This window comes from Burkholderia territorii, from assembly GCF_001718335.1.
GTDB lineage: Bacteria > Pseudomonadota > Gammaproteobacteria > Burkholderiales > Burkholderiaceae > Burkholderia > Burkholderia territorii.
In genome coordinates this window covers 699,522-725,000 of the sequence record NZ_CP013366.1, presented here as the reverse complement: position 1 = coordinate 725,000, position 25,479 = coordinate 699,522, and the positions used below count along the sequence as shown (strand labels likewise).

Genomic DNA, 25,479 nt, shown 5'->3' with positions numbered 1-25,479 from the left:
CAACCGCCGGACCGTATGCCGGCGGCACCGCACATTGTTGGTGCAAATAAGGGCGAAAACTGCGATTTCAAGAGGGCTATTCGCCGGTATTCGCCAATACCGCGAAACAACCGCACCGCGCGCTGCCCGATTGCGCGCATTTGTCGTCAGATCAGACGAAACGGCCGGTAACAACGCTTACCAGGCAAGTACTAGCTCGCCACAGGGGGCTGCACTACACTCCATTCAAGCGTCGAGAAAGCGCGTTTACCCTAGCTTACCGCCGCCTGACATCCACCTGGCGCTGCATTCACCGTCCGAGCGAGGCGAGTACCGTGAAATTGACCTTTGCCATATCGGTGGTCGCGCTGGTACTGATTGCCGGCACCACCACCATCTGCCTGTCCGGAGCCGTGACCGACCGCACGACCGAATACGGAAGCGCGCGGGCTACCTTCGACCAGATGTTCAGCTCCCACCAGAAAATCTGTCGATGATGCGCCGGTCGCGCTTGGTCGGCCGGCCGTGCAGTTCCGCCGCCGGCTCGCGATACGTGCGGCGCCGCTCCAGTTCGGCGAGCCGCGCCACGCGCCCCGCTTCCGTTTCCTCGTAAAGCGTCTGCGCGATGCTCGCGGGCCCGCGCACGTCGCAGATGCCGAGCACGGCAATGTGCCAGACGACACCGTCGATCGCAATCTCGACCTCGTCGCCGACGCGCACGTCCTTCGCCGGCTTGACGGCCGCCCCGCCGATCTTCACGTGGCCCTTGTCGACCGCGTCGGACGCGAGCGAGCGCGTCTTGAAGAAGCGCGCTGCCCACAGCCATTTGTCGATGCGCAGCCTGGCGCCGGGTTCCGTCGAAATCTTGTAGTTCATCGTGTTCAACTCACCGTTTCGGGCTGGGCGGCCTTCACCGGCCAGCCCTGCAGATTCTCGGCGACGATCTCGCCCAGCGCGCCGATCCAGGCCGGCGCGCCGTTCAGGCACGGAATCCGGTGGAAGGCCTGGCCGCCGCCCGCGATGAACTCGTCGCGCACCTCCATCCCGATCTCCTCGATCGTCTCCAGACAATCGGCCGTAAACCCGGGACAGAACACGTCGGCCCGCCGCACGCCGGCCTCCCCGAGCTCGCGCAGCGTCGGCGCCGTGTATGGCTGCAGCCACTCGGCCTTGCCGAAGCGCGACTGGAACGTCACACGGCATTCGAGCGTCGACAGCCCGAGCGCGGCCATCAGCAGCGCGCCCGTTTGCTGGCACTGGTCGTGATAGGGATCGCCCAGGTCGAGCGTGCGTTTCGGCACCCCGTGAAAACTCAGCACGAGCTTGTCGCCGGCCGCGAAGTCGGGCCGGCCGTGCTGCGCCCAGTAATGGCGCACCTGCTCCGCGAGTGCATGGATGTAGGCCGGATGGTCGGCATATTGCCGCACCGTGCGCACCTCCGGCTGGTTGCGCATCCGCGCGAGCGCGGCGAACGCGGCATCGAATGCGGTGGCGGTGGTGGACGCCGAGTATTGCGGATACATCGGCATCAGCAGCACGCGCTCGACGCCCGCCCGCTTGAACTGCGCGAGGGCCTGCGCAATGCCCGGACTGCCGTAGCGCATCGCGTAGTCGACCGTTACCTGGTAGCCGTTCGATGCGAGCAGATGGCGCACGCCTTCGGTCTGCCGCTCGGTGTACACGCGCAGCGGCGAGCCCTCTGGCATCCAGACGGCAGCGTATTTCTTCGCGGACGCGCGGCCGCGCAGCGGCAGGATCAACGTGCGCAGCAGGACCTGCCAGATCGCCTGCGGGATTTCGACGACGCGGGGATCCGACAGGAATTCGGCCAGATAGCGCCGCACCGCGCGCGGCGTCGGGGCGTCGGGCGTGCCGAGATTGATCAGCAGCACGCCGATGCGATGGGAGGCGGCAACACTCGAAGGCGGCTCGAGATCGAAACGCATGGGCAGAAACGTGCTCGGGGCACGCAGTCGGACGGCCCTCAATTATAGCGGGCCGCCTTGCTCGGGTCGGCTGGCCGTTCGGCCGACTGGCGATGCACGCGGCGTCGCGGCACGATGGCGAAACGGTATCGGTTCGGGTTACTGCTGGCTCAGCGTGAGCGACAGCAGCCGCGCGGTGATGTCGACGATCGGGATCACGCGGTTATACGCCATGCGGGTCGGGCCGATCACGCCGAGCGTGCCGACGATCTTGCCGTTCACCTCGTAGGGCGCCGTCACGACGCTCATTTCCTCGATCGGCACCAGCGTCGATTCGCCGCCGATAAATATCTGCACGCCCTGCGCGTGGCTCGACACGTCGAGCAATTGAAGGAGGCCCGTCTTTTGGTCGAATACGTCGAACAACTTGCGCAGCCGCGCCATGTCGGACGACAGATCCGCCACCTCGAGCAGGTTGCGCTCGCCGGAAATGAGCACGGTGTCCTCGGTGTCGGGCACCTCGGTGCTGGCCGTCACGGCCGCGTGCATCAGCGTGGTCATGTCGCCGCGCAGCTGGTCGATCTCGTCGCGCAGGCGGCGGCGCACCTCGTCGAAGGACAGCCCGGCGAAGTGCGCATTGATGTAGTTGGATGCCTCGGTGAGCTGCGACGGCGAATAGTCGCGCGGCGTCGCGAGCATGCGGTTCTGCACGTCGCCCTCGGGCGTGACGATGATCAGCAGGATGCGCTTGTCCGACAGGCGCATGAACTCGATCTGCTTGAATACATGGCTGCGGCGCGGCGTCAGCACGACGCCCGCGAACTGCGACAGGTTGGACAGCACGCTCGCCGCGGCTGCCACCACGCGTTGCTGCGGTTCGCCCGCCTGCAGCGTGTTCTGCACCTGGCGCGCGACGGCCTCGGCGTCGATCGGCGCCTCGACCGTCAGCATCGTATCGACGAACAGCCGATAGCCGCGCGGCGTCGGCACGCGGCCGGCCGACGTATGCGGGCTCGACACGAGGCCGAGCTCCTCCAGGTCGGACATCACGTTGCGGATCGTTGCCGGGCTCAGCTCGAGCCCGGAATAACGGGACAACGTGCGCGAGCCGACCGGCTGACCGTCGGCGATATACCGTTCGATCAGGGTTTTCAGGAGGGTTCGTGCGCGAGGATCTAGCATGGTGGAAAATTTTAGCGCAACCGCGCGAGCACGGCGAGTGGCCGCGACCACTGTCGCACGGGCCGATCGATCCGGCCCTGTCTTCACACAGCCGGTTCTTTTCGTCAACGAGCTATGGTGTAATGCCGGCATGAAAACCGGTAATCAGTTCAATACTGTTGCGCTCGTGGGCCGGAGCAACACGCCCGGCATCGCCGAGCCGCTCGCCACGCTGGCTGGCTGCATCGCGAAGCTGGGCTTCGAGGTCGTGTTCGAAGCCGAAACGGCCCGCGAAATCGGCATCTCCGGCTATCCGGCGCTCACTCCGGCGGAAATCGGTGCGCGCGCGGACGTGGCGGTCGTGCTCGGCGGCGACGGCACGATGCTCGGCATCGGCCGGCAGCTCGCGCCGTACAAGACACCGCTGATCGGGATCAACCACGGGCGGCTCGGCTTCATCACGGACATCGCGGCGGCCGACATGCAGGCGCTCGTGCCGGTGATCCTGTCGGGCAAGTTCGAGCGCGAGGAGCGCTCGCTGCTCGAGGCCCGGATCGTGCGCGACGGTGAGCCGATCTACCACGCACTCGCGTTCAACGATGTCGTCGTGAACCGCAGCGGCTTTTCAGGGATGGTCGAGCTGCGCGCGTCGGTCGACGGCCGGTATATGTACAACCAGCGCTCGGACGGCCTGATCGTCGCCACGCCGACCGGCTCGACCGCATACGCGCTGTCGTCGGCCGGGCCGATCCTGCACCCGCAACTCCAGGGCATCGTGCTCGTGCCGATCGCGCCGCATGCGCTGTCGAACAGGCCGATCGTGCTGCCCGACGATTCGAAGATCGCGATCCAGATCGTCGGCGGCCGTGACGTCAACGTGAACTTCGACATGCAGTCGTTTACCTCGCTGGAGCTGAACGACACGATCGAGGTGCGCCGCTCGAAGCACACGGTGCCGTTCCTGCATCCGGTCGGCTACAGCTATTACGCGACGCTGCGCAAGAAGCTGCACTGGAACGAGCACGCATCGAACGAAGACGACAAGGCGTCCTGACGCACCCGAGCCCGACACCATGCTTCGCCACCTCTCGATCCGCGACTTCGTCATCGTCGCCGCGCTCGATCTCGAATTCGACAGCGGCTTTACCGTCTTTTCCGGCGAAACCGGCGCCGGCAAGTCGATCCTGATCGACGCGCTGGCCCTCGCGCTCGGCGAGCGCGCCGACGCAAGCGTCGTGCGCACCGGCTGCGGCCGCGCCGACATCACCGCCGAATTCACGCCGCACGACCGCGTCGCGCGCTGGCTCGACGAACACGCGTTCGACGCCGAGGACACCGTGATGCTGCGCCGCGTGATCGACGCGAACGGCCGCTCGCGTGCGTTCATCAACGGCACCAGCGCGACGCTCGCGCAATTGCGCGAGCTTGGCGAGATGCTGGTCGACATCCACGGCCAGCACGCGCATCAGCTGTTGATGCGCCCCGATGCGCAGCGCGAACTGTTCGATACGCACGCGGGGCTCGTCGCCGATGCCGCGAACGTCGCACGCGCGTGGCGCGTCTGGCGCGACGCGACGCAGGCGATCGACGCCGCGAAGGCGCACGAACGGGAACTGCAGCTCGAACGCGAGAAGCTCGCATGGCAGCTCGCCGAGCTCGACAAGCTCGCGCCGCAACCGGGCGAATGGGACGAAGTCGGCAGCGAGCACAAGCGCCTGTCGCATTCGGCGAACCTGATCGCCGGCGTGCAGGGTGCGCTCAACGCGCTGTCCGAGGCCGACGACGCGATGCTCCCGCAGCTCGGCGCGATCGTGTCGAAACTGCGCAGCCTGGCCGATTACGACTCCGGGCTCGGCGATGCGCTCGCCTCGCTCGAACCGGCCGAGATCCAGCTGCAGGAAGCCGTCTATTCGCTGTCGCACTATGCGCAGCGCCTCGATCTCGACCCGGCCCGGCTCGCGCAGGTCGAAACGCGCCTCGACGCGCTGCACTCGACCGCCCGCAAGTTCAGGCTGCCGCCCGACACGCTGCACGAGGAGCATGCGGCACGCCGCGCGCAGCTCGCCGCGCTCGACGCAGCGGCCGATCTCGGCGCGCTGGAAGCCGCGCAAGCCAAGGCGTGGGAAGCCTATCTCACCGACGCGAAACGCCTGTCGAAGTCACGCGCGCAGGCCGCGAAGGCGCTCGGCGCGGCCGTCACGGCCGGCATGCAGGAGCTGTCGATGGCGGGCGGCAGCTTCGAAGTCGCGCTCGTGCCGCTCGCCGATGGCGGCCCGCACGGGCTCGAGCAGGTCGAATTCCGGGTCGCCGGACACCCCGGCGTGCCGCTGCGCCCGCTCGCGAAAGTCGCGTCGGGCGGCGAACTCGCACGGATCAGCCTTGCGCTCGCGGTAATCGCGAGTGCCGCGAGCCCGACGCCGACGCTGATTTTCGACGAAGTCGACACGGGCATCGGCGGCGGCGTCGCCGAGGTGGTCGGCCGGCTGCTGCACCAGCTCGGGCGTGACCGCCAGGTACTATGCGTGACGCACCTGCCGCAGGTCGCCGCGCGTGGCGACCATCACTTCCAGGTCGCGAAGGGCGCCGACGAGCGCGGCGGCACCGTCTCATCGGTCGTCGCGCTCGACAAGGCGAGCCGGGTCGAGGAAATCGCCCGGATGCTCGGCGGCCTCGAGATCACCGCGACGACGCGCAAGCACGCGAAGGAAATGCTGGCGGCCTGACGCGGGCACCGGTCGCCGCATGCGACAAGGCCGGCGCCCGCGCCGGCCTTTCCCGACGAACGGCAGCGGCCACCCGACCGCACCCAGCCAGCCCCGACGATTCGAACAGTCGATTCGAACGCCCGCCTCAAACGCCCGTTTCGACCGCCCCGAACACCCGCTCCCAGAGCGCCGTCACGGCCGCTCGCTCGTCGGCCACCAGCGCCGGATCGACGCGAGCCTTTTCCATCCCGTCGAGCCGCAGCTTGTGCTGCAGCTTCCGGTACTTGCGGTACGCGGCTCCGACGCGCTCGGCTTCGTCCTCGCCCATCAGCCCGAACCGCGCGACCTCGCGCAGCAGCGCGATGTTGCCGGTGTTGCGGATCAGCTCGGCATCGCTCGATGCATGCAGCAGCACCCAGTACTGAACGATGAACTCGATGTCGACCATCCCGCCGCGATCGTGCTTCAGGTCGAACAGCTCGGTCTGGTTCGGGTGGCCGGCGAACACCTTACCGCGCATGTCGACGATCTCCTTCGCCAGCACCGCCCCGTCGCGCGGCGTCGTCAGCACCTGCTGGCGGATCGCCTCGAAGTCCGCGCCGATCTGCGTGTCGCCCGCGCTGTAGCGGGCCCGCGTGAGCGCCTGGTGCTCCCACACCCACGCGGTATTCGCCGCGTCGCCCTCGCGCAGCTGATAGCGGCGGAACGCGTCGAGATCGGTCACGAGCAGCCCGGCCTCGCCGTTCGGCCGCAGCCGCAAGTCGATGTCGAACAGCGCGCCCGCGCCGGTCGCGGTCGTGAGCCACGTGATCAGCCGTCGCGTAAACGTCGTGTAGACGTCCGCCGAGCGCTCGTCGGGGTCGTCGTACAGGAAGATCAGGTCGAGATCCGATGCATAGCCGAGTTCCTTGCCGCCGAGCTTGCCGTACGCGATCACCGCGAACTTCGGCACGTCGCGGTGACGTTTCGCGAGCTGCGACCAGACGACCTCGATCGTCACGTCGAGCACCGCGTCGGCGAGCTCCGACAGGCGATCGCTCACGTGCTCGACCGACAGCTGCCCTGCCAGGTCGATCAGCAGAATCCGGAACACCTCGGCGTGCTGCGCGTGCCGCAGCAGGTCCATCTGCTGCTCGGGGCCGTCGGCGGCCGCGAGACGCGCACGCAACGCGTCCTTGAACGCGGGCCAGTCGAACGGGCTGGCGATCGCTTCGTCATCGAGCAGTTCGTCGAGCAGTTGCGGATGGCGGATCAGGTAACCGCCGCCCCAGCGCGTCGCGCCGAGCACCGACAGCACGCGATCGAGCGCGGCCGGATACTCGGTCAGCAGCGCCAGATAGACGCCGCGCCGGCTGACCGTCTCGAGCAGGTCGAACAGCCGCACGATGGTCTCGTCGCGGCGCGCGGCGTCGATCCGCGGCGCCGCCTCGAGCGCGCGTTGCGCGACGCTGTCGAAGCGTTGCCGGCTCTTTTCCGGCAGGCCCGCGTAGCGCGACGATTGCCAGATCGCGCGCAGCCGCGCGAGCACGGTCGCCGGATCGGTGAAGCCCAGCCCGTCGAGGCGCGCGCGCAGCGCGTCGTCTTCACCGTCGTCGGCGAGCGCCCCGCTCCAGATCCACGATGCGGCGGTGTCCTCCCCCGCCGCGCAGGGGCCGCCGTTCGCCTTGTCGGCAAAGATCTGATCGAACTGCGCCTCGACGAAGGTGCGGTGGCCGTCGAGCACCTGCATCAGCGCCGCGTAGTCGGCAAAGCCGAGCGATGCGGCCAGCGCCGCGCGCTCGTGAGGATCGACCGGCATCGCGTGCGTCTGCGCGTCGTCGCGGTACTGCAGCCGGTGCTCGAGCGTGCGCAGGAAGTTGTACGCGTCGGTCAGGCGCTCGCGCACGTCCTCGCCGATCAGCCCGCGCGCCTGCGCATGGCGCAGCACCGCGAGCGTCGGCCGCACGCGGAATTCCGCATCCTGGCCGCCGCGAATCAGCTGGAACACCTGCGCGCTGAACTCGATCTCGCGGATGCCGCCGCGCCCGAGCTTGATGTCGTCGGCCTTGTCGGGCCGCATCGATGCGCGGCGCGCGGCTTCCTGGCGGATCTGCTGGTGCAGCGAACGGATCGCGCCGATCACGCCGAAGTCGAGATAGCGGCGGTACACGAACGGCTTGACGATCGATTCGAGCTGCGTCGCGAGCCGCCGCGCGGCGTCGCTGTCGCCTTCCGACACGAGCCGCCCCTTGATCCACGCATAGCGCTCCCATTCGCGCCCCTGCACGTAGAAATATTCCTCGAGCATCCCGAGACTGCAGACGAGCGGCCCCGAATCACCGTTCGGGCGCAGCCGCATGTCGACGCGAAACACGTAACCGTCGGCGGTGACCTCGGACAGCACGCCGATCAGGCGCCGGCCGAGCCGCGTGAAGTATTCCTGGGTGGACAGCGGCGAGCGCGTGCCGCCGGCCGTCTCGCCGTCGTCCTCGTAGACGAAGATCAGGTCGATGTCCGACGACACGTTCAGCTCGCGGCCGCCGAGCTTGCCCATCCCGACCACGCCCAGCACGACGCGCTGGCCGTCGGCGCCGCGCGGCTCGCCGTACATCGCCTCGAGTTCGGCCGACAGCAGCGCGAGCGAGCGCTGCACGGCCACCTCGGCGAGATCGGTCATCGCGGACGTCACCTCGGCGACGTCCGCGACGCCGCGCAGGTCGCGCTCCGCGACCGCGCCGAACACCTCGACCCGCAACTGCCGCAGCGCGCGCTTCAGTTGCTCGTCGCCCTGCGCGAGCGCGCCGGTGGGCGATGCGAGCAGCTCGGTCAGGCGCGCGTCGAGCTGCGCGCGCACGAGCGGCGCGGCGGCCCACGCGGCGATCTGGTCGCGCAGCGCGGGACGGGCGGCGGCCGCGCGGGCGATATAGCGGGAGAAGGACGGGCTGATCAGGGCGGAAGCGTCGGTCATCGAAAAGCGGCCTGGCGGTAAGGCCTGCCGCTGCGCGAGCACGCTTGCGCGCCCCGCCGCCGACAGGCCCCGTGGACTCGGCGCGGTTGTCGCGACGCGGATGCGCCGCCGCGACAACCGCGCGCCGGAAGGCCCGTGCCGCACTGCCGCGAAGGCCGCCGGCACGAACCCCTGTGATACATTTCAACGTCAGTCTGCAAAACTACCATATCGCCGCCCTTCCGCCGCATGTCCGACCGTCAGGAATCCGCGTTAGCCAAGCCCGAAGCGGGACCTCCGAAGCACGATCATCCCGTCCTGCGTCGCGTGTTCAGGGTGACGCTGGCAGTCGGGATCGGCACGTACTTCGTCGCGGCCGGCGCGTTCCTCGGGCTGCGCTATGTGCTGCTGCCGCGCATCGACGAATTTCGCCCGCGCATCGAGCGCGCGGTGTCCGACAAGCTCCACGCGCAGCTTTCGATCGGCAAACTGTCTCCTCACTGGTCCGGCATGCAGCCGGGCGTCGAAGTCGCCAACCTCACCATTCGCGGTCGTGACGGCCAGGTCGCGCTGTCCGTTCCGCACGCGACGGCCGCGCTGTCGTGGATGTCGCTGCTGCGGCTGTCGCCCGCGCTGTCGAGCCTGATCGTCGACCATCCGGACCTCGTCGTCGCGCGCACGGCCGACGGCTCGCTGAGCATCGCGGGCGTCGGCGTCGCGACCACCCATGGCGGAAACGACACGTTCGGCACCTGGCTGCTGAAGCAGGAAGCGATCGTGCTGCGCAACGGCACGCTGCGCTGGCGCGACGCGCAGCACGACGCGCCGGAGCTCGCGCTGGCGGGCATCCGCCTGGCGGTGCTCAACGACGGCCGCGAGCACCGGGCCGCGCTGCAGGCGCCCGCGAACGGCACGCTGCTGCTCGGCCCGCTCGATTTCCGCGCGCGCTTCCGGCACAAGCCGCTCGCACCGATCGGCAAGCCCACGAACTGGACCGGCGACGCGTATCTGTCGACCGGCCCGGTCGATCTGCAGACGCTCGGCCGCTATCTCGACATTCCGCTCACGATCCACGCGGGCCGGATCGACAACGCCATCTGGGCGACCTTCGAGAACGGCCACCTGCGCTCCGCCGGCGGCGACCTGCAGGGCGCCGACGTCGTGCTGCGCGTGCGGCCGACCCAGCCGCGCCTCGACGTGCCGACGGTCGGCTTCGGCTGGGACATGGCGCTCGACGCCGGCCGCGACTACACGCTGCATCTGACGCGCTTCAACGCGGAGCTCGGGCAGACGCCGCTGCCGGACGGCACGCCGCTCGCCCGCTCGCTCGCGCTGTCGACGCTGACCGCCCGCTACCGCGTGCCGGCCGCCGACCAGGGGCAACTCCTGAGCGTCGTGGGCGACCGCGTCGATCTCGGCATCCTGAGCGAATTCATCCGCGGGTTGCCGCTGCCGGCGCGGCTGCGCAACGAACTGATCAAGCTCGACCCGCGCGGGATGGTGTCGAACTATCACATCGAGGTCGAACGCGCGAAGCCGGCGCGGGCCGAGCTCGCCGACGAGGAGCGCCGCACCGGCGCCGCGCCGATCGTTCGCTACCGCTTCCTGGGCGACCTGCAGGGCATCAGCTTCGCCGCGCAGGAGCCGCCGCCGGGCCTCTCGCCGCGCGGCCATCCGCGCGCCGGCTGGCCGGGCGTCGAGAACCTGTGGGGCCACGTCGACGCGAACGAGACGGGCGGCGCCGCGCACTTCGACGCGGTCAATGCGGCGGTCACGGTGCCCGGTGAATTCGACGAGCCGCGCCTCACCTTCGACCGGCTGCGCGGCAACGCCAAATGGGCGATCACGCCGGCGCCGGGCGAAAAGCACGCGCGCGTCGAGGTGACGTTGCCCGACCTGTTCGTCGCGAACCCCGATGCGGAAATCGCGGTGTCGGGCTCGTACACGAACCCAGGCCACGGCCGCGGCTCGCTCGACCTGCGCGCGGATTTCGCGCGTGCGTCGGTGGCGCGCATTCCGCGCTACCTGCCGACCGGGATGTCCGAGCACCTGCGCACGTACCTCGGCCATGCGCTGCAGGATGGCCAGGTGTCCAAGGGCGCGTCGATCGTCGCGCGCGGCCCGCTCGAAAAATTCCCGTTCGAACACGAGCCGGATGCCGGCGTGTTCCACATCGTCGCGCCATTTACCGGCGGGCGCTTCGAGCCGACGCCGTATCCGCCGCGCAAGCTCGCGAACGGCACGCCGAGCGTCTGGCCCGCGCTCGACGGAATCGACGGCGTGTTCGAGCTCGCGCAGAACAAGCTGCGCTTCGACATCGCACGCGCGCACTACAAGCGCGTCGCGCTGACGAAGGTCGCCGGCCGGATCGACGATCTCGGCAACCCGTCGAAGTCGCCGCTCGTCATCGACGGCCACGCGCAAGGCCCGCTCGCGGACCTGATCGACTACGCCGACAACAGCTCGCTCGGCGCGATGAGCGGACACATCGGCCAGCGGATCGATGCGCAGGGGCCCGCGGCGCTCGCGCTCAAGATCACGATTCCGCAGCACGTTCCGCATCCGCATACGCACGTCGAAGGCGCACTGGCGTTCGGCGGCAACACGCTGTCGACCGACGGCGTGCCGCCGCTGTCCGCGCTGCGCGGCAGCGTGCGCTTCACCGAGGCCGGTGCATCGCTGCACGACCTGTCGGGGCGCTTCCTCGGCGGTCCGGTGCGCGCGAACGGCAACTTCCAGTCGCACGGCCCGTACGCCGTCGACGTCGACGGCAAGCTCGCGCTCGACGCCACGCGCGGCCTGAACCTGCGCGGCACGGCCGCGGCGCTGCTCGAGCACGTGGTCGGCGACGCGCCGTACCAGCTCGCCGTACGCGGCGCGCCGGGCCGGCTGCCGGAGGTCACCGCGCGTTCCGACCTGACGGGCGTCGCGCTCAACTTCCCCGCGCCGTTCGCGAAACCGGCCGGCACGCCGATGCCGTTCCGCTTCACGCTGCAGCCGGCCAGCCAGGCGGGCGGCAAGCGCCTCGAGCATGCCGACCTGACGCTCGGCCCCGTGTCCGCGACCTACCTGCTCGACGCGACGGCCGGCCAGCCGCTGCGCGCGGTGCGCGGCGCGATGGGCATCCACCGGATGCCCGACCTGCCGCAGGAGGGCGTAAGCGCCGCCGTCGACGTCGACGAACTCGACGCCGACGCCTGGCTCGCACTGGCCCGCACGCTGCAGCACGACGCGCCGCGCGCGCCGGAACCGCAAGCCGCGCCGCGCATCGACGTCGCGAGCTTCACGCCGAAGCGCTTCGCGCTTCACTTCGGCACGCTGAAGCTGCTCAAGCGCAACTGGGAGAACGTGATCATCGGCGCGTCGCACATCGACGAGCTGTGGCAGGCGAACATCGCGTCGAACCAGGTATCGGGCTACCTGTCCTGGGCGCCGGGCGGCGGCCACAACGGCGCGGGGGTGCTAAACGCGCGGCTCGCGAAGCTCGTGATTCCGGACAGCGCGCAGCACGACCTCGTCGGCCGCGCGATGAACCTGCCGACGCCGACCGACCGGCCGATGCCGTCGGTCGACCTGATCGTCGACCAGGTCGTCGCGCGCAACCACGACATCGGCCGCCTCGTCGTCAACGCGCGCAACATCGACGAAGCCGGCACGCCGGTGTGGCAGCTCGACAAGCTGGAGCTGTCGAACCCGGCCGCGAAGCTGACGGCAACCGGCAACTGGCGCACGTCGCGCCGCGCGCTGGCCCGCGGCGTCGACGAAAACGATGCGCCGCGCCGCAGCGTGTTCGACTTCAAGCTCGACGTCGGCAACGCGGGCGCGCTGCTCGACCTCGTCGGCCTGCCGCGCACGCTGGCGGACGGCCACGGCACGGTGACCGGCAAGGTCGGCTGGCGCGGCGGCCCGACCGCGGTCGACCTCCCGTCGCTCGGCGGCCAGGTCGCGCTCGACCTGGAACACGGCCAGATCCTGAAGGTCGATCCGGGCGCCGCGAAACTGCTCGGCGTGCTCAGCCTGCAGAGCCTCGCGCGCTTCCTGACGCTCAATTTCCGCGACGTGATCGGCAAGGGACTGCCGTTCGACAAGATCACGGGCACCAGCCGCATCTCGAACGGCATCGCCCGCACCGACGACTTCTCGATGACGACCGCGCCGGCAAACGTGACCGTGCGCGGCGCGGTCGACCTCGGCACCGAGACGCAGGACCTGCACGCGCACGTCGCGCCGAAGATCGGCGCCGGCACAGCCGCGATCGCCGCCGCGATCATCAATCCGCTGCTCGGCGTCGGCGTGCTGGCGGCGAACTACGCGCTGTCGGAGACGCTGTCGCACGCGTTCGCGCTCGACTACGCGATCACCGGCTCGTGGGCGCATCCGCACATCGAGCGGGTGCGGGGCGATCAGGGTAAGATGAACCACGGTCCGGCCGATGCGGCGAGCCACTGATGCGCTCGGTCGGGCCGCACCCCATTTATGACGCAACCGATCCAGCGATGACCGATCACACCCGTTTAGCCACACCCTTTCGGGTCGCCGCGCTGCAGATGGTGAGCACGCCGGACGTCGCACGCAATCTCGCCGAAGCCGGCCGCCTGATCGCGGAAGCGGCCGGCGAGGGCGCGCAGCTCGTGCTGCTGCCCGAGTATTTCTGCTTCATGGGCCATCGCGACACCGACAAGCTCGCGCTCGCCGAACCCTACCGCGACGGCCCGATCCAGCGCTTTCTTTCGGAGGCCGCGCAGCGTCACGGCGTCTGGGTGATCGGCGGCACGCTGCCGCTGAAGGCGCCCGAACCCGATCGCGTGCTGAACACGACGCTCGTGTTCGACCCGAGCGGCCACGAAGCGGCGCGCTACGACAAGATCCACCTGTTCAACTTCGAGAAAGGCGACGAATCGTTCGACGAGGCGCGCACGATCCGCGCGGGCGACACCGTCGTCGCGTTCGACGCGCCGTTCGGCCGGGTCGGCCTGTCGGTCTGTTACGATCTGCGCTTTCCGGAGCTGTATCGCAGGATGGGCGACTGCGCGCTGATCGTCGTGCCGTCGGCGTTTACGTATACGACGGGCCGCGCGCACTGGGAGATGCTGCTGCGCGCGCGGGCCGTCGAGAACCAGTGTTACGTGCTCGCGGCCGCGCAAGGCGGCAAGCACGAGAACGGCCGGCGCACCTGGGGCCACAGCATGCTGATCGACCCGTGGGGCGAGATCGTCGCGGTTCGCGACGAAGGCGCGAGCGTCGTGATCGGCGCGCTCGATCCGCAGCGCATCGCCGACGTGCGCCAGAGCCTGCCCGCGTGGCGGCATCGCGTGCTGACCTGAACCGCTGCCCCCGGCGCTTGAAACGTCGCCCGGCCAACCCATCTGCCCAGAACGCACCCGACAACTTTTTGAGAACCCTCGATACCCGCATGAACATCATCGAACCCGGCATCCGCAATCTTGCGCTGGCGAAGGACATCCTCCTCACGCCGTACGGCCTCGACGAGAGCCTGCTCACGCGCACGATCGCCGACATCTTCACGCATCGCGTCGACTACGCGGACCTGTACTTCCAGGCAACCCGCAGCGAAGCGTGGAGCCTCGAGGAAGGCATCGTGAAGTCGGGCAGCTTCAGCATCGACCAGGGCGTCGGCGTGCGTGCGGTCGCGGGCGACCGCACCGCGTTCGCGTACTCGGACGACCTGTCGCCGGAGGCCATCGCCCAGGCGGCCGCGGCCACCAAGGCGATCGCGGCGGCCGGCGGCGGCCGCCAGAAGATCAAGGCGGCGACGTCGCTGAAGGGCATCTCGGGCCGCGACCTGTACCTGCCGTCCGATCCGCTCGCGTCGCTCGACGCGACGGCCAAGGTCAAGTTGCTCGAGCGCATCGAGCAGATGGCGCGCGGGCGCGATCCGCGCGTCACGCAGGTGATGGCGGGCCTCGCCGGCGAATACGACGTCGTGCTGGTCGCGCGCAGCGACGGCGCGCTCGCGGCCGACATCCGCCCGCTCGTGCGCGTGTCGGTCACGGTGATCGCCGAACAGAACGGTCGCCGCGAAATCGGCTCCGGCGGCGGCGGCGGCCGCTTCGACTACGGCTACTTCACCGACGAGGTGCTGTCGCGCTACGTCGACGACGCCGTGCACGCGGCGCTCGTGAACCTCGACGCGCGCCCCGCCCCGGCCGGCGCGATGACGGTCGTGCTCGGGCCGGGCTGGCCGGGCGTGCTGCTGCACGAGGCGATCGGCCATGGCCTCGAGGGCGACTTCAACCGCAAGGGCTCGTCGGCGTTCGCCGGGCGCATCGGCGAACAGGTCGCCGCGAAGGGCGTGACGGTGGTCGACGACGGCACGCTGCCGAATCGCCGCGGTTCGCTGAACATCGACGACGAAGGCAACCCGACGCAGTGCACGACGCTGATCGAGGACGGCATCCTGAAGGGCTACATCCAGGACACGCTGAACGCGCGCCTGATGAAGATGCCCGTCACCGGCAACGCACGGCGCGAGTCGTATGCGGCGCTGCCGATGCCGCGCATGACCAACACGTACATGCTGAACGGCGACAAGGATCCGCAGGAAATCATCGCGTCGGTGAAGAACGGCCTGTACGCGGTGAACTTCGGCGGCGGCCAGGTCGACATCACGAACGGCAAGTTCGTGTTCTCGGCGTCCGAGGCGTACATGATCGAGAACGGCAAGATCACGTACCCGGTGAAGGGCGCGACGCTGATCGGCAGCGGCCCGGAATCGCTGAAGTACGTGAGCATGATCGGCAACGACATGTCGCTCGACTCGGGCGTCGGCGTGTGCGGCAAGGAAGGCCAGAGCGTGCCGGTCGGTGTCGGCCAGCCGACCTTGCGGATCGACAAGATGACGGTCGGCGGTACGGCATAACCGCATCGCGACGCAGACAATCCGCGCATTTTGACTAAAACGCGCGGATTGTCCGCATTTTCGAGCATCCCCGGTTGCCAGCCGCCCGGCGACCGGGTATAAATTCCGAATCAACTTTTTTGACGAACCGAATCTCCGTCATGTCCGCCAAGTTTTACTTTTACTTTTTTTGGTATCTCAGACCGCTGGCGGATCGAGAGGGTTGATGGCGCGTAAAGCGCAACCGAAATTCCCGAAAAAACCGCCGGCGAACCCGGCGGTTTTTTTTCGCCCTTCGCCACCCGGTCGCCGCCGCAGCGGATCCCGCGGCCCCGACCGAAATCACTGAATCGCTTGAATTGATGAATCTGCCGCACGCGCACTGACCGAACGGCGCCCGCAAAATTAGGAGAAACAGCATGCCCCCGCACAACACCGACGACGTCCGCATTCGCGAACTCAAGGAACTGACGCCGCCCGCCCACCTGATCCGCGAATTCGCATGCTCCGAGGCCGCGTCCGAGCTGATCTACAACTCGCGCCAGTCGATGCACCGCATCCTGCACGGGATGGACGACCGGCTGATCGTGGTGATCGGGCCGTGCTCGATCCACGATACGAAGGCGGCGATCGAGTACGCGGGGCGGCTCGTGAAGGAGCGCGAGCGCTTCAAGGGCGAGCTGGAAATCGTGATGCGCGTGTACTTCGAGAAGCCGCGCACGACGGTCGGCTGGAAAGGCCTCATCAACGATCCGCACCTCGACAACAGCTTCAAGATCAACGAAGGGCTGCGCACCGCGCGCGAACTGCTGCTGCAGATCAACGAGATGGGCCTGCCGGCCGCGACCGAATACCTCGACATGATCAGCCCGCAGTACATCGCCGACCTGATCTCGTGGGGCGCGATCGGCGCGCGCACGACCGAGTCGCAGGTGCACCGCGAGCTTGCGTCGGGGCTGTCGTGCCCGGTCGGTTTCAAGAACGGCACCGACGGCAACGTGAAGATCGCGGTCGACGCGATCAAGGCCGCCTCGCAGCCGCACCATTTCCTGTCGGTGACCAAGGGCGGTCACTCGGCGATCGTGTCGACGGCCGGCAACGAGGACTGCCACGTGATTCTGCGCGGCGGCAAGACGCCGAACTACGATGCGGACAGCGTGAACGCCGCATGCGCCGACATCGGCAAGGCCGGCCTCGCCGCGCGCTTGATGATCGATGCGAGCCACGCGAACAGCTCGAAGAAGCACGAGAACCAGATCCCCGTGTGCGCGGACATCGGCCGCCAGGTCGCGGCCGGCGACGAGCGCATCGTCGGCGTGATGATCGAGTCGCACCTGGTCGAAGGGCGCCAGGACCTGAAGGAAGGCTGCCCGCTGACCTACGGCCAGAGCATCACCGACGCGTGCATCGCGTGGGACGACAGCGTGAAGGTGCTCGAAGGCCTCGCGGAATCGGTGAAGGCACGGCGCGTCGCGCGCGGCAGCGGCAACTGAGCGCCGGCAGGCCCGAGGCGGCGCCTGCCGCCTGCGGGCTGGCGGCCTGCGCCTCGCGCTGCAACGATAAGGCCCGGCTCGCGCCGGGCCTGTTCGTTTGGGGGAACCGCCGTCAGGTCCTCACTCGAGCGCACCCGAACCGAAGATCTCGGTCTTGATGCGTGCCGGCTCGACGCCCAGCGCGACCAGCGCGTCGCGTTGCGCCTTCATGAACGCGACCGGGCCGCACACATAGTAGTCGGCATCCGGCACCAGCGCGTATTGCTTCACGCGTTCCGGCGTCAGACGCCCTTCGAGGTCGTGATCGACGCCGCCGCGGTCGTTCGGGCCGACCTGCTCGTACAGCACCGTGCGCTTCACGTTCGCATGGTCGCGCACCGTATCGTTCAACCAGTCGCGGAACGCGTGCACCGCGCCCGACCGGCATGCGTGAACGAACCGCACGTCGCGCGTGCTGCCTTCGCCGACGAGCGTCGATGCCATCGACACCATCGGCGTCAGGCCGACCCCGCCGGAGATCAGCACGACCGGCGTATCGACGCCGCGCTTGAGCGAAAATTCGCCCATCGGCGCGGTCACTTCGACGATCGCGCCCTCCTCCACACCGTCGTGCATCAGCGTCGACACCTTGCCGGGCGGGATGGCTTCAGGCTGGCCGGCCTCGCGCTTCACCGAGATGCGCAGCCACTTGCCGTGCGGCGCATCGGACAGGCTGTACTGGCGCGGCTGGTCGACGCCAAGCTCGCCGACGAAACGCTTCACCGTGACGTACTGGCCCGGCTCGAAGGTCGGCGCGTCGCCGCCGTCGGCGGGTGTCAGGTAGAACGACGTGATCTCGTCGCTTTCACGCACCTTGCGGGCGACTCTGAACGGACGGAAACCGCTCCACGCGGCGCCTGCATAGAGGTCGGCCTCGGCGCCGATCAGGATCTGCGCGAGCTGGCCGTACGCGACGCGCCATGCGTCGAGCGTCTGCGCATCGACCGCCTCGCCGAGCACCTCGACGATCGACGCGAGCAGGTTCTCGCCGACGATCGGGTAATGCTCGGGACGGATGTTCAGGCTCGCGTGCTTGTGCGCGATATGCGACACCGCGCCGCCCAGTGCGCCGAGATTGTCGATGTTCGCCGCATACGCATAGACGGCCTTCGCGAGCGTTTCCGGCTGGCTGCCCGTCTTCTGGTGCGTCTGGTTGAACAAGTTCTTCAGTTCCGGATGACGCGCGAACATGCGCTGATAGAAATGCTTCGTGATCGTCGCGCCATGCTCGGCCAGGACGGGGGCGGTGGCCTTCACTCGGGCCATCTGGTCAGCGGTGATGTGGGTCATGTTCGTTCTCCGTTAAACATGCACATACGATACATGTTTAAAAAAACGCCGCCCCTCTGGCAAATTGTCGCATCGAGCAAAAACGCTGCCGCGCGTCAGCGGATCCGGCCGCGCTCCCACAGCACGTCCGACCCACCGTCCGTGCGGTTCAGCACGCGCGCCAGCACGAACAGCAGGTCCGACAGCCGGTTCACGTAGCGCCGCGGCGCATCGTTGAGCGTGTCGGTGCGCCCGAGCGCGACGATCGAGCGCTCGGCGCGCCGGCATACCGTGCGGCACACGTGCGCGAGCGACGCCGCGCGCGAGCCGGCCGGCAGGATGAATTCCTTCAGCGGCGGCAGCGTCGCGTTGTAGTCGGCGAGCCACCGGTCGAGCCGGGCGAGGTGCGTGTCGTCGAGTACCGCATGGCCGGGAATGCACAGCTCGCCGCCGAGATCGAACAGGTCGTGCTGGATCGTGACCAGCGCGGTGCGCACGTCGTCCGGCAGCGGCTCGGCGAGCAGCACGCCGAGGTTCGAGTTCAGTTCGTCGACGTCGCCGATCGCGGCGATCCGCGCGTCGTCCTTGCCGACGCGCCGCCCGTCGCCGAGGCCCGTGGTGCCGTCGTCGCCCGTGCGCGTCGCGATCTTGCTCAAGCGGTTGCCCATCCGAATGTCCTCTCGTGCGCGGCCGCGATGCGGCCCGGTTGCGTAGGAACGCGATTATCGCAGCCCGCGGCGGCGGGCGCAGCGGGCGTTACAGCGTAGAATGGGCCGAAAGTTCGACAAGCAGTCGCCAGGAGACATTCGTGAATCACCCTGCCCCGCCGGCCACCGCGCGCCGCCCGCTGCCCCCCGCCATGCTCGATGCGCTGCGCGCCGCCTTCGGCGAGCGCGTGTCGACCGCCGATGCCGTGCGCGCCCACCACGGCCGCGACGAGTCGCCGTTCGATCCGCAATTGCCCGACGCCGTCGTATTCGCGCACAACGCCGATGAAGTACGCGAAGTCGTGTCGCTGTGCGCGCTCTACAGCGTGCCGCTGATCCCGTATGGCGCGGGCTCGTCGCTCGAAGGCCACCTGCTCGCCGTGCGCGGCGGCGTCTCGCTCGACCTGTCGGAAATGAACCGCGTGCTGTCGATCAACGCGGAAGACCTGACCGTCACGGTCGAGCCGGGCATCACGCGCAAGGCGCTCAACGAAGCGCTGCGCGACACCGGCCTGTTCTTCCCGATCGATCCGGGCGCCGACGCCAGCATCGGCGGGATGACCGCGACCCGCGCGTCGGGCACCAACGCCGTGCGCTATGGAACCATGCGCGAGAACGTGCTGGGCCTCACGGCCGTGCTGGCCGACGGCCGCGTCGTGAAGACGGGCTCGCGCGCGCGCAAGTCGTCGGCCGGCTATGACCTCACGCGGCTGTTCGTCGGCTCCGAAGGCACGCTCGGCGTGATCACCGAGATCACGCTGCGCCTGCATCCGCTGCCCGAAGCCGTGTCGGCCGCGATCTGCACGTTCCCGTCGATGGGCGACGCGGTGCGCACCGTGATCGAGACGATCCAGATCGGCGTGCCGATCGCGCGCGTCGAGTTCGTCGACTCGCTCGCGGTGCGCTCGATCAATCGCCACTCGAACCTGACGCTCACCGAAGCGCCGACGCTGTTCTTCGAATTCCACGGCACCGAGGCCGGCGTGAAGGAACAGGCCGAGCTCGTGCAGACGCTCGCGGGCCAGAACAACGGCCAGGGCTTCGAATGGGCGACCCGCCCCGAGGATCGCTCGCGGCTCTGGGCCGCGCGCCATAACGCGTACTTCGCGATGCTGCAGCTCAAACCCGGCTGCCGCGCGGTGACGACCGACGTATGCGTGCCGATCTCGCAACTCGCCGCGTGCGTCGAGGAAACCGAAGCCGACCTGTGCGCATCGTCGCTGCCCTGCCCGATCGTCGGCCACGTCGGCGACGGCAATTTCCACGTCGCGATCCTGATCGACCCCGACAAGCCCGACGAAATCGACGAAGCCGAACGCATCAACGACCGGATCGTCGAGCGCGCGCTGCGCCTCGGCGGCACCTGCACCGGCGAGCACGGCGTCGGCCTGCACAAGATGCGCTTCCTGCCGAAGGAGCACGGCGACAACGCGATCGACGCAATGCGCGCCATCAAGCTCGCGCTCGATCCGCGCAACCTGATGAATCCCGGCAAGATCTTCACGTGCTGACACGGCGGCGCGCCGCCGCGCCGCCCGCAGGAGACCCGATGAACGCTTCCGTCGAACTGTCGAGCGCGATGCGCGCGCAGCGCCAGCGCGAAGTCGTGCAGGCGCTGATGGCCGTGCTGCCGACGCATTGCCTGCTGTTCCGCGACGAGGACACCGCCCCGTACGAATGCGACGGCCTGTCCGCATATCGCCGGCTGCCGCTGGCGGTCGCGCTGCCCGAAACCGAATCGCAGGTGCAGCGGATCGTGCAGATCTGCCGGCGCATGGAAGTGCCGATCGTGCCGCGCGGGGCGGGCACGAGCCTGTCCGGCGGCGCGCTGCCGATCGCCAACGGCGTGGTGCTGTCGCTCGCGCGCTTCACGCGCATCGTCGAGGTCGACCCGTACGCGCGCACGGCCACCGTGCAGCCCGGCGTACGCAACCTCGCGATTTCGGAAGCCGCCGCGCCTTACGGGCTGTATTACGCGCCCGATCCGTCGTCGCAGATCGCCTGCACGATCGGCGGCAACGTCGCGGAAAATTCGGGCGGCGTCCACTGCCTCAAATACGGGCTGACGGTGCACAACGTGATGCGCGTGCGCGCGGTCACGATCGACGGCGAGATCGTCGAATTCGGCTCGCTCGGCCTCGACACGCCGGGCCTCGACCTGCTCGCGGTGATGATCGGCAGCGAAGGGATGTTCGCGATCGTCACCGAGGTCACGGTGAAGCTGATCCCGAAACCGCAGACCGCGCAGCTCGTGATGGCGAGCTTCGACGATGTCGTGAAGGGCGGCGAGGCGGTCGCCGCGATCATCGCGTCGGGCATCATCCCGGCCGGGCTGGAAATGATGGACAAGCCGGCCACGCAGGCCGTCGAGGCGTTCACGCACGCGGGTTACGACGTCGACGCGAAGGCGATCCTGCTGTGCGAATCGGACGGCACGCCCGAGGAGGTCGCGGAGGAAATCGTCCGCATGACGGCCGTGCTGCGCGAACATGGCGCGACGCGCATCCAGGTGTCGCGCAACGAAAGCGAGCGGCTGCGCTTCTGGTCCGGCCGCAAAAATGCGTTTCCGGCCGCCGGGCGCATTTCCGCCGACTATTACTGCATGGACGGCACCGTGCCGCGCCGCGCGATCGGCCCGCTGCTCGCGCGCATCGAGCAACTCGAGACGCGCTACGGGCTGCGCTGCATCAACGTGTTCCATGCGGGCGACGGCAACATGCATCCGCTGATCCTCTACAACGCGAACGATCCGGACGAGCTGCACCGCGCCGAGCAGTTCGGTGCGGAAATCCTCGAGTGCTGCGTGGAATTCGGCGGCAGCGTGACGGGCGAGCACGGCGTCGGCATCGAAAAGCTCAATTCGATGTGCGTACAGTTCTCGCCGCAGGAGCGCGATGCGTTCTTCGCGGTCAAGCGCGCATTCGATCCGGCCGGGCTGCTCAATCCCGACAAGGGCATCCCGACCCGCGCGCGTTGCGCCGAATACGGCCGCCAGCACGTACGCGGGGGGCTGCTGCCGCACCCCGACCTGCCGCGCTTCTGAGCGCCGCGCGGTTGCGCGGCGCGTGTCGACGCGCGGGCCGCGATGCGCACCCCGCTCGCGCCAGCCATGCGCGCGGCGGCGGCTGCATGCCTTCGCGATACCGCGCTTAGGGATAGTCGCGATGTGGATTCGCGCCACCCCGGTACAATCGACCGGACAACAACGAGGCAGCAACGGAACATGGAAGAGGACGACATCGTCGCCGGATGGGCCGAGCGCATCCGTGCCGCCAGTGCAGACGGCCGGCCGCTGCGGATTCGCGGCGGCGGCACCAAGGACTGGTACGGCCAGGCGCTGGACGGCGAAATACTCGACACGCGCGCGTTTCAGGGCGTCGTGTCGTACGACCCGGCCGAGCTCGTCGTCACGGTCCGCGCGGGCACGCCGCTCGCGCAGCTTGAAACCGTCCTCGCCGAGCGCGGCCAGATGCTGCCGTTCGAACCGCCGCATTTCGGCCGCGCGGCCACCGTCGGCGGCTGCATCGCGGCGGGCCTCGCGGGCCCGCGCCGCGCGACCTGCGGCGCGCCGCGCGATTTCGTGCTCGGCGTCACGCTGATGAACGGGCGCGGCGAAGTGCTGCGCTTCGGCGGACAGGTCGTGAAGAACGTCGCCGGCTACGACGTGTCGCGGCTGATGGCCGGCTCGCTCGGCACGCTCGGGCTGATGCTCGACCTGTCGATCAAGGTACTGCCGGTGCCGGTCGCCGAAGTCACGCTGAAGTTCGAGATGACCGCGACCGACGCGGTGCGCAAGCTCAACGAATGGGGCGGCCATCCGCTGCCCGTCAGCGCGAGCGCATGGCGCAACGGCACGCTGGTGCTGCGGCTGTCGGGCGCGGAAGCCGCCGTGAAATCGGCGAAGACGCTGCTCGGCGGCGAAGTCGTCGACGCGGTCGAGGCCGAGCGCTTCTGGGCCGGCCTGCGCGAGCACACCGATCCGTTCTTCAACGGCATTCCGCCCGGCTATGCGCTGTGGCGCCTCGCGCTGCCGTCGATCACCGAACCGATGCACCTGCCCGGCACGCAGCTGATGGAATGGGGCGGCGCGCAGCGCTGGTGGATCACCGACGCCGACGCGCAAACGGTGCGCATGAGCGCGAAGCAGGCCGGCGGCCATGCGACGCTGTTCCGCGCGGGCGATTCCTACGACCGCAGCGCGGGCGTGTTCACGCCGCTGCCCGCGCCGCTGATGAAGATTCACCGCGGGCTGAAGACTGCGTTCGATCCCGCGCGCATCTTCAATCGCGGCCGGCTCTACCCCGATCTCTGAGGGCTCGATGCAAACGAACCTCGCCGATTTCATCCGCAATACGCCCGACGGCGACGAGGCCGACGCGATCCTGCGCAAGTGCGTGCATTGCGGCTTCTGCACCGCGACGTGCCCGACCTACCAACTGCTCGGCGACGAACTCGACGGCCCGCGCGGCCGCATCTACCTGATCAAGCAGATGGTCGAAGGCGCGCCGGTCACGCGCAGCACGCAGCAGCATCTGGACCGCTGCCTCACCTGCCGCAGTTGCGAGACGACCTGCCCGTCGGGCGTCCAGTACGGCCGGCTCGTCGAGATCGGCCGCAAGCACGTCGAAGCGCAAGTGCAGCGTCCGGTGCAGCAGCGGCTCGTGCGCCGCATGCTCGCGAGCCTCGTGCCGAACGCGGCGCTGTTCTCGCCGGTCATGCGGCTCGGCCAGCACGTGCGGCCGCTGTTGCCGAAGCGGCTGCGCGACAAGGTGCCGCCGCGCACGCGGCTGCTCGAATGGCCGCAGCGCACGCATCCGCGCAAGATGCTGATGCTCGCCGGCTGCGTGCAGCCGTCGATGCTGCCGAACATCAACATCGCGACCGCGCGCGTGCTCGACGCGCTCGGCGTGGAGGCGGTCGTCGCGCCCGACGCGGGCTGCTGCGGCGCGATCCGCCTGCACCTGAACTATCACGACGAAGCGCTCGACGACGCACGCCGCAACATCGACGCGTGGTGGCCGTACGTCGAGCAAGGCGCCGAGGCGATCGTGATGAATGCATCGGGCTGCGGCGCGACGGTGCTCGAATACGCGCACCTGCTGCGCGACGATCCGGCCTATGCGGAGAAGGCGCAGCGCATCGTCGCGCTGACGCGCGACATCTCGGACGTGCTGCTCGCGTTCGAGGCCGAGCTCTCGACGCTCGCGCGGCGCCGCGCGATCCATACCGTCGCGTATCACCCGCCGTGCACGCTGCAGCACGGCCAGCAGTCGCGCGGCAAGGTCGAGCGCCTGCTCGAGACGCTCGGCATCGACGTGCGGCTGCCTGCCGACAGCCATCTGTGCTGCGGGTCGGCCGGCACCTATTCGCTGACGCAGCCGTCGCTGTCGTACCGGCTGCGCAAGCAGAAGCTGCTGAAGCTGCAGGCGCTCGAGCCGCAGATGATCGTGTCCGGCAACGTCGGCTGCATCGCGCATCTGCAAAGCGGCACGCAGATACCGGTCACGCACTGGATTCAGCTGGTCGAGCATCTGCTGTACGGGTAACGCGCGTTCCCGCTATCGGCGCGAACGGGCACTCGCGCGGCGTGCGCGCGGGCGTCCGTATAATGGGCGAGTCGACGCGGCGCGTGCCGTGCCGCGTTCGTCACCGTACTCGCTTCCCGTGCCTGCTTCCGTGCCCGTCATGTCCGACTTCGCCGCCCGTCTCGACTCCGTTCACCGCCGCATCGCCGATGCCGCCCGCGCCGCCGGCCGCGATCCCGCCACCGTCTCGTTGCTCGCCGTATCGAAGACTTTTCCCGCCGACGACGTGCGCGCCGCGCATGCGGCAGGGCAACGCGCATTCGGCGAGAACTACGTGCAGGAATCGATCGACAAGATCGACGCGCTCGCCGATCTGCGCGCGGATCTCGAATGGCATTTCATCGGGCCGCTGCAATCGAACAAGACACGCCCGGTCGCCGAACGGTTCGACTGGGTCCATTCGGTCGACCGGCTGAAGATCGCGCAGCGCCTTGCCGAACAACGCCCCGCGCACCTGCCGCCGCTCAACGTGTGCGTGCAGGTGAACATCAGCGGCGAGGCATCGAAGAGCGGCGTCGCGCCGGCCGACGTGGCCGAGTTCGCGCGCGCGGTCGCCGCGCTGCCGGCACTCCGCCTGCGCGGCCTGATGGCGATTCCCGAGCCGGCCGGCGATACCGATTCGCAACGCGTGCCGCATCGTGCGCTGCGCGCGCTGTTCGATGCATTGCGCGCCGACGGCCTGCCGCTCGACACGTTGTCGATGGGCATGTCCGCCGATCTCGAAGCCGCCGTGCTCGAAGGCGCGACGATCGTGCGCGTCGGTACCGCGATCTTCGGCGCGCGCGACTATTCGCACTGAGCGCGGCCCTTTTTCGCCTTTCCGTTCACTCA

General features: G+C 68.9%; 19 protein-coding genes. 12 read left to right on the top strand and 7 right to left on the bottom strand.

The window, feature by feature from the left end:
- Positions 1-314: 314 nt before the first annotated feature.
- The gene (locus WS51_RS32530; RefSeq protein ID WP_006476841.1) at positions 315-476 is read left to right on the top strand and encodes a hypothetical protein; all 162 of its coding nucleotides are present in this window, start codon (positions 315-317) and stop codon (positions 474-476) included.
- On the opposite strand, the gene WS51_RS14045 is transcribed toward WS51_RS32530, so the two are convergent.
- The 3 genes from WS51_RS14045 to hrcA all read right to left on the bottom strand — a co-directional run bounded on the left by WS51_RS14045 (position 448) and on the right by hrcA (position 3,086).
- Positions 448-855, bottom strand: coding sequence for an RNA-binding S4 domain-containing protein (locus WS51_RS14045; RefSeq protein WP_059451326.1), 408 nt, complete (start codon positions 853-855; stop codon positions 448-450). The two genes, WS51_RS32530 and WS51_RS14045, sit on opposite strands and share 29 nt — an antisense overlap.
- A gap of 5 nt (positions 856-860) precedes the next feature.
- Positions 861-1,925 (bottom strand): ferrochelatase, encoded by a 1,065-nt coding sequence (gene hemH / locus WS51_RS14040; RefSeq protein ID WP_059451325.1) that lies wholly within the window; start codon positions 1,923-1,925, stop codon positions 861-863.
- 138 nt (positions 1,926-2,063) lie between these two features.
- Positions 2,064-3,086, bottom strand: coding sequence for a heat-inducible transcriptional repressor HrcA (gene hrcA, locus WS51_RS14035; protein WP_059451324.1), 1,023 nt, complete (start codon positions 3,084-3,086; stop codon positions 2,064-2,066).
- A 130-nt stretch (positions 3,087-3,216) separates the two neighbouring features.
- Here hrcA and WS51_RS14030 point away from each other — a divergent pair, with 130 nt between their 5' ends.
- Both WS51_RS14030 and recN read left to right on the top strand, forming a co-directional pair.
- Positions 3,217-4,119: an NAD kinase gene (locus WS51_RS14030; RefSeq protein WP_059451323.1), complete on the top strand. Its 903-nt coding sequence runs from the start codon at positions 3,217-3,219 to the stop codon at positions 4,117-4,119.
- 19 nt (positions 4,120-4,138) lie between these two features.
- Positions 4,139-5,788 (top strand): DNA repair protein RecN, encoded by a 1,650-nt coding sequence (gene recN / locus WS51_RS14025; RefSeq protein WP_059451322.1) that lies wholly within the window; start codon positions 4,139-4,141, stop codon positions 5,786-5,788.
- 127 nt (positions 5,789-5,915) lie between these two features.
- Here recN and glnE read toward each other — a convergent pair whose 3' ends face one another.
- Positions 5,916-8,717, bottom strand: a complete 2,802-nt coding sequence (gene glnE / locus WS51_RS14020; protein ID WP_059451321.1) for a bifunctional [glutamate--ammonia ligase]-adenylyl-L-tyrosine phosphorylase/[glutamate--ammonia-ligase] adenylyltransferase — start codon at positions 8,715-8,717, stop codon at positions 5,916-5,918.
- 228 nt (positions 8,718-8,945) lie between these two features.
- Here glnE and WS51_RS14015 point away from each other — a divergent pair, with 228 nt between their 5' ends.
- The 3 genes from WS51_RS14015 (at position 8,946) to tldD (ending at position 15,576) form a co-directional block, all read left to right on the top strand.
- Positions 8,946-13,145, top strand: coding sequence for a YhdP family phospholipid transporter (locus tag WS51_RS14015; protein WP_069229333.1), 4,200 nt, complete (start codon positions 8,946-8,948; stop codon positions 13,143-13,145).
- Between the two features lie 47 nt (positions 13,146-13,192).
- On the top strand, positions 13,193-14,020 hold the full coding sequence (locus WS51_RS14010; RefSeq protein ID WP_059451319.1) for a carbon-nitrogen hydrolase family protein: 828 nt from the start codon (positions 13,193-13,195) through the stop codon (positions 14,018-14,020).
- 89 nt (positions 14,021-14,109) lie between these two features.
- Positions 14,110-15,576, top strand: a complete 1,467-nt coding sequence (tldD, locus tag WS51_RS14005; protein WP_059451318.1) for a metalloprotease TldD — start codon at positions 14,110-14,112, stop codon at positions 15,574-15,576.
- Positions 15,577-15,686: 110 nt separating this feature from the next.
- Here tldD and WS51_RS32110 read toward each other — a convergent pair whose 3' ends face one another.
- Positions 15,687-15,932: a hypothetical protein gene (locus WS51_RS32110; protein WP_167357975.1), complete on the bottom strand. Its 246-nt coding sequence runs from the start codon at positions 15,930-15,932 to the stop codon at positions 15,687-15,689.
- 42 nt (positions 15,933-15,974) lie between these two features.
- Here WS51_RS32110 and aroG point away from each other — a divergent pair, with 42 nt between their 5' ends.
- Complete coding sequence (gene aroG, locus WS51_RS14000; RefSeq protein ID WP_059465445.1) at positions 15,975-17,048, top strand: 3-deoxy-7-phosphoheptulonate synthase AroG; 1,074 nt, start codon at positions 15,975-15,977, stop codon at positions 17,046-17,048.
- Between the two features lie 120 nt (positions 17,049-17,168).
- Here aroG and hmpA read toward each other — a convergent pair whose 3' ends face one another.
- Positions 17,169-18,377: an NO-inducible flavohemoprotein gene (gene hmpA, locus WS51_RS13995; protein ID WP_069229332.1), complete on the bottom strand. Its 1,209-nt coding sequence runs from the start codon at positions 18,375-18,377 to the stop codon at positions 17,169-17,171.
- Between the two features lie 95 nt (positions 18,378-18,472).
- Positions 18,473-19,024, bottom strand: a complete 552-nt coding sequence (locus tag WS51_RS13990) for a cob(I)yrinic acid a,c-diamide adenosyltransferase (protein WP_059506956.1) — start codon at positions 19,022-19,024, stop codon at positions 18,473-18,475.
- A gap of 140 nt (positions 19,025-19,164) precedes the next feature.
- Here WS51_RS13990 and WS51_RS13985 point away from each other — a divergent pair, with 140 nt between their 5' ends.
- The 5 genes from WS51_RS13985 (at position 19,165) to WS51_RS13965 (ending at position 25,447) form a co-directional block, all read left to right on the top strand.
- On the top strand, positions 19,165-20,574 hold the full coding sequence (locus tag WS51_RS13985) for an FAD-binding oxidoreductase (protein ID WP_069229331.1): 1,410 nt from the start codon (positions 19,165-19,167) through the stop codon (positions 20,572-20,574).
- Positions 20,575-20,612: 38 nt separating this feature from the next.
- The gene (locus tag WS51_RS13980) at positions 20,613-22,106 is read left to right on the top strand and encodes an FAD-linked oxidase C-terminal domain-containing protein (protein ID WP_059451314.1); all 1,494 of its coding nucleotides are present in this window, start codon (positions 20,613-20,615) and stop codon (positions 22,104-22,106) included.
- Between the two features lie 180 nt (positions 22,107-22,286).
- Positions 22,287-23,375 carry a glycolate oxidase subunit GlcE gene (gene glcE / locus WS51_RS13975; protein WP_059451313.1) on the top strand — a complete coding sequence of 363 codons (1,089 nt, stop codon included), beginning with the start codon at positions 22,287-22,289 and terminating at the stop codon, positions 23,373-23,375.
- Between the two features lie 7 nt (positions 23,376-23,382).
- A complete protein-coding gene (gene glcF / locus WS51_RS13970; protein ID WP_059506954.1) occupies positions 23,383-24,609 on the top strand; it encodes a glycolate oxidase subunit GlcF in 1,227 nt (408 codons plus the stop codon).
- A gap of 139 nt (positions 24,610-24,748) precedes the next feature.
- A complete protein-coding gene (locus WS51_RS13965) occupies positions 24,749-25,447 on the top strand; it encodes a YggS family pyridoxal phosphate-dependent enzyme (protein ID WP_059506953.1) in 699 nt (232 codons plus the stop codon).
- Positions 25,448-25,479 lie beyond the last annotated feature (32 nt).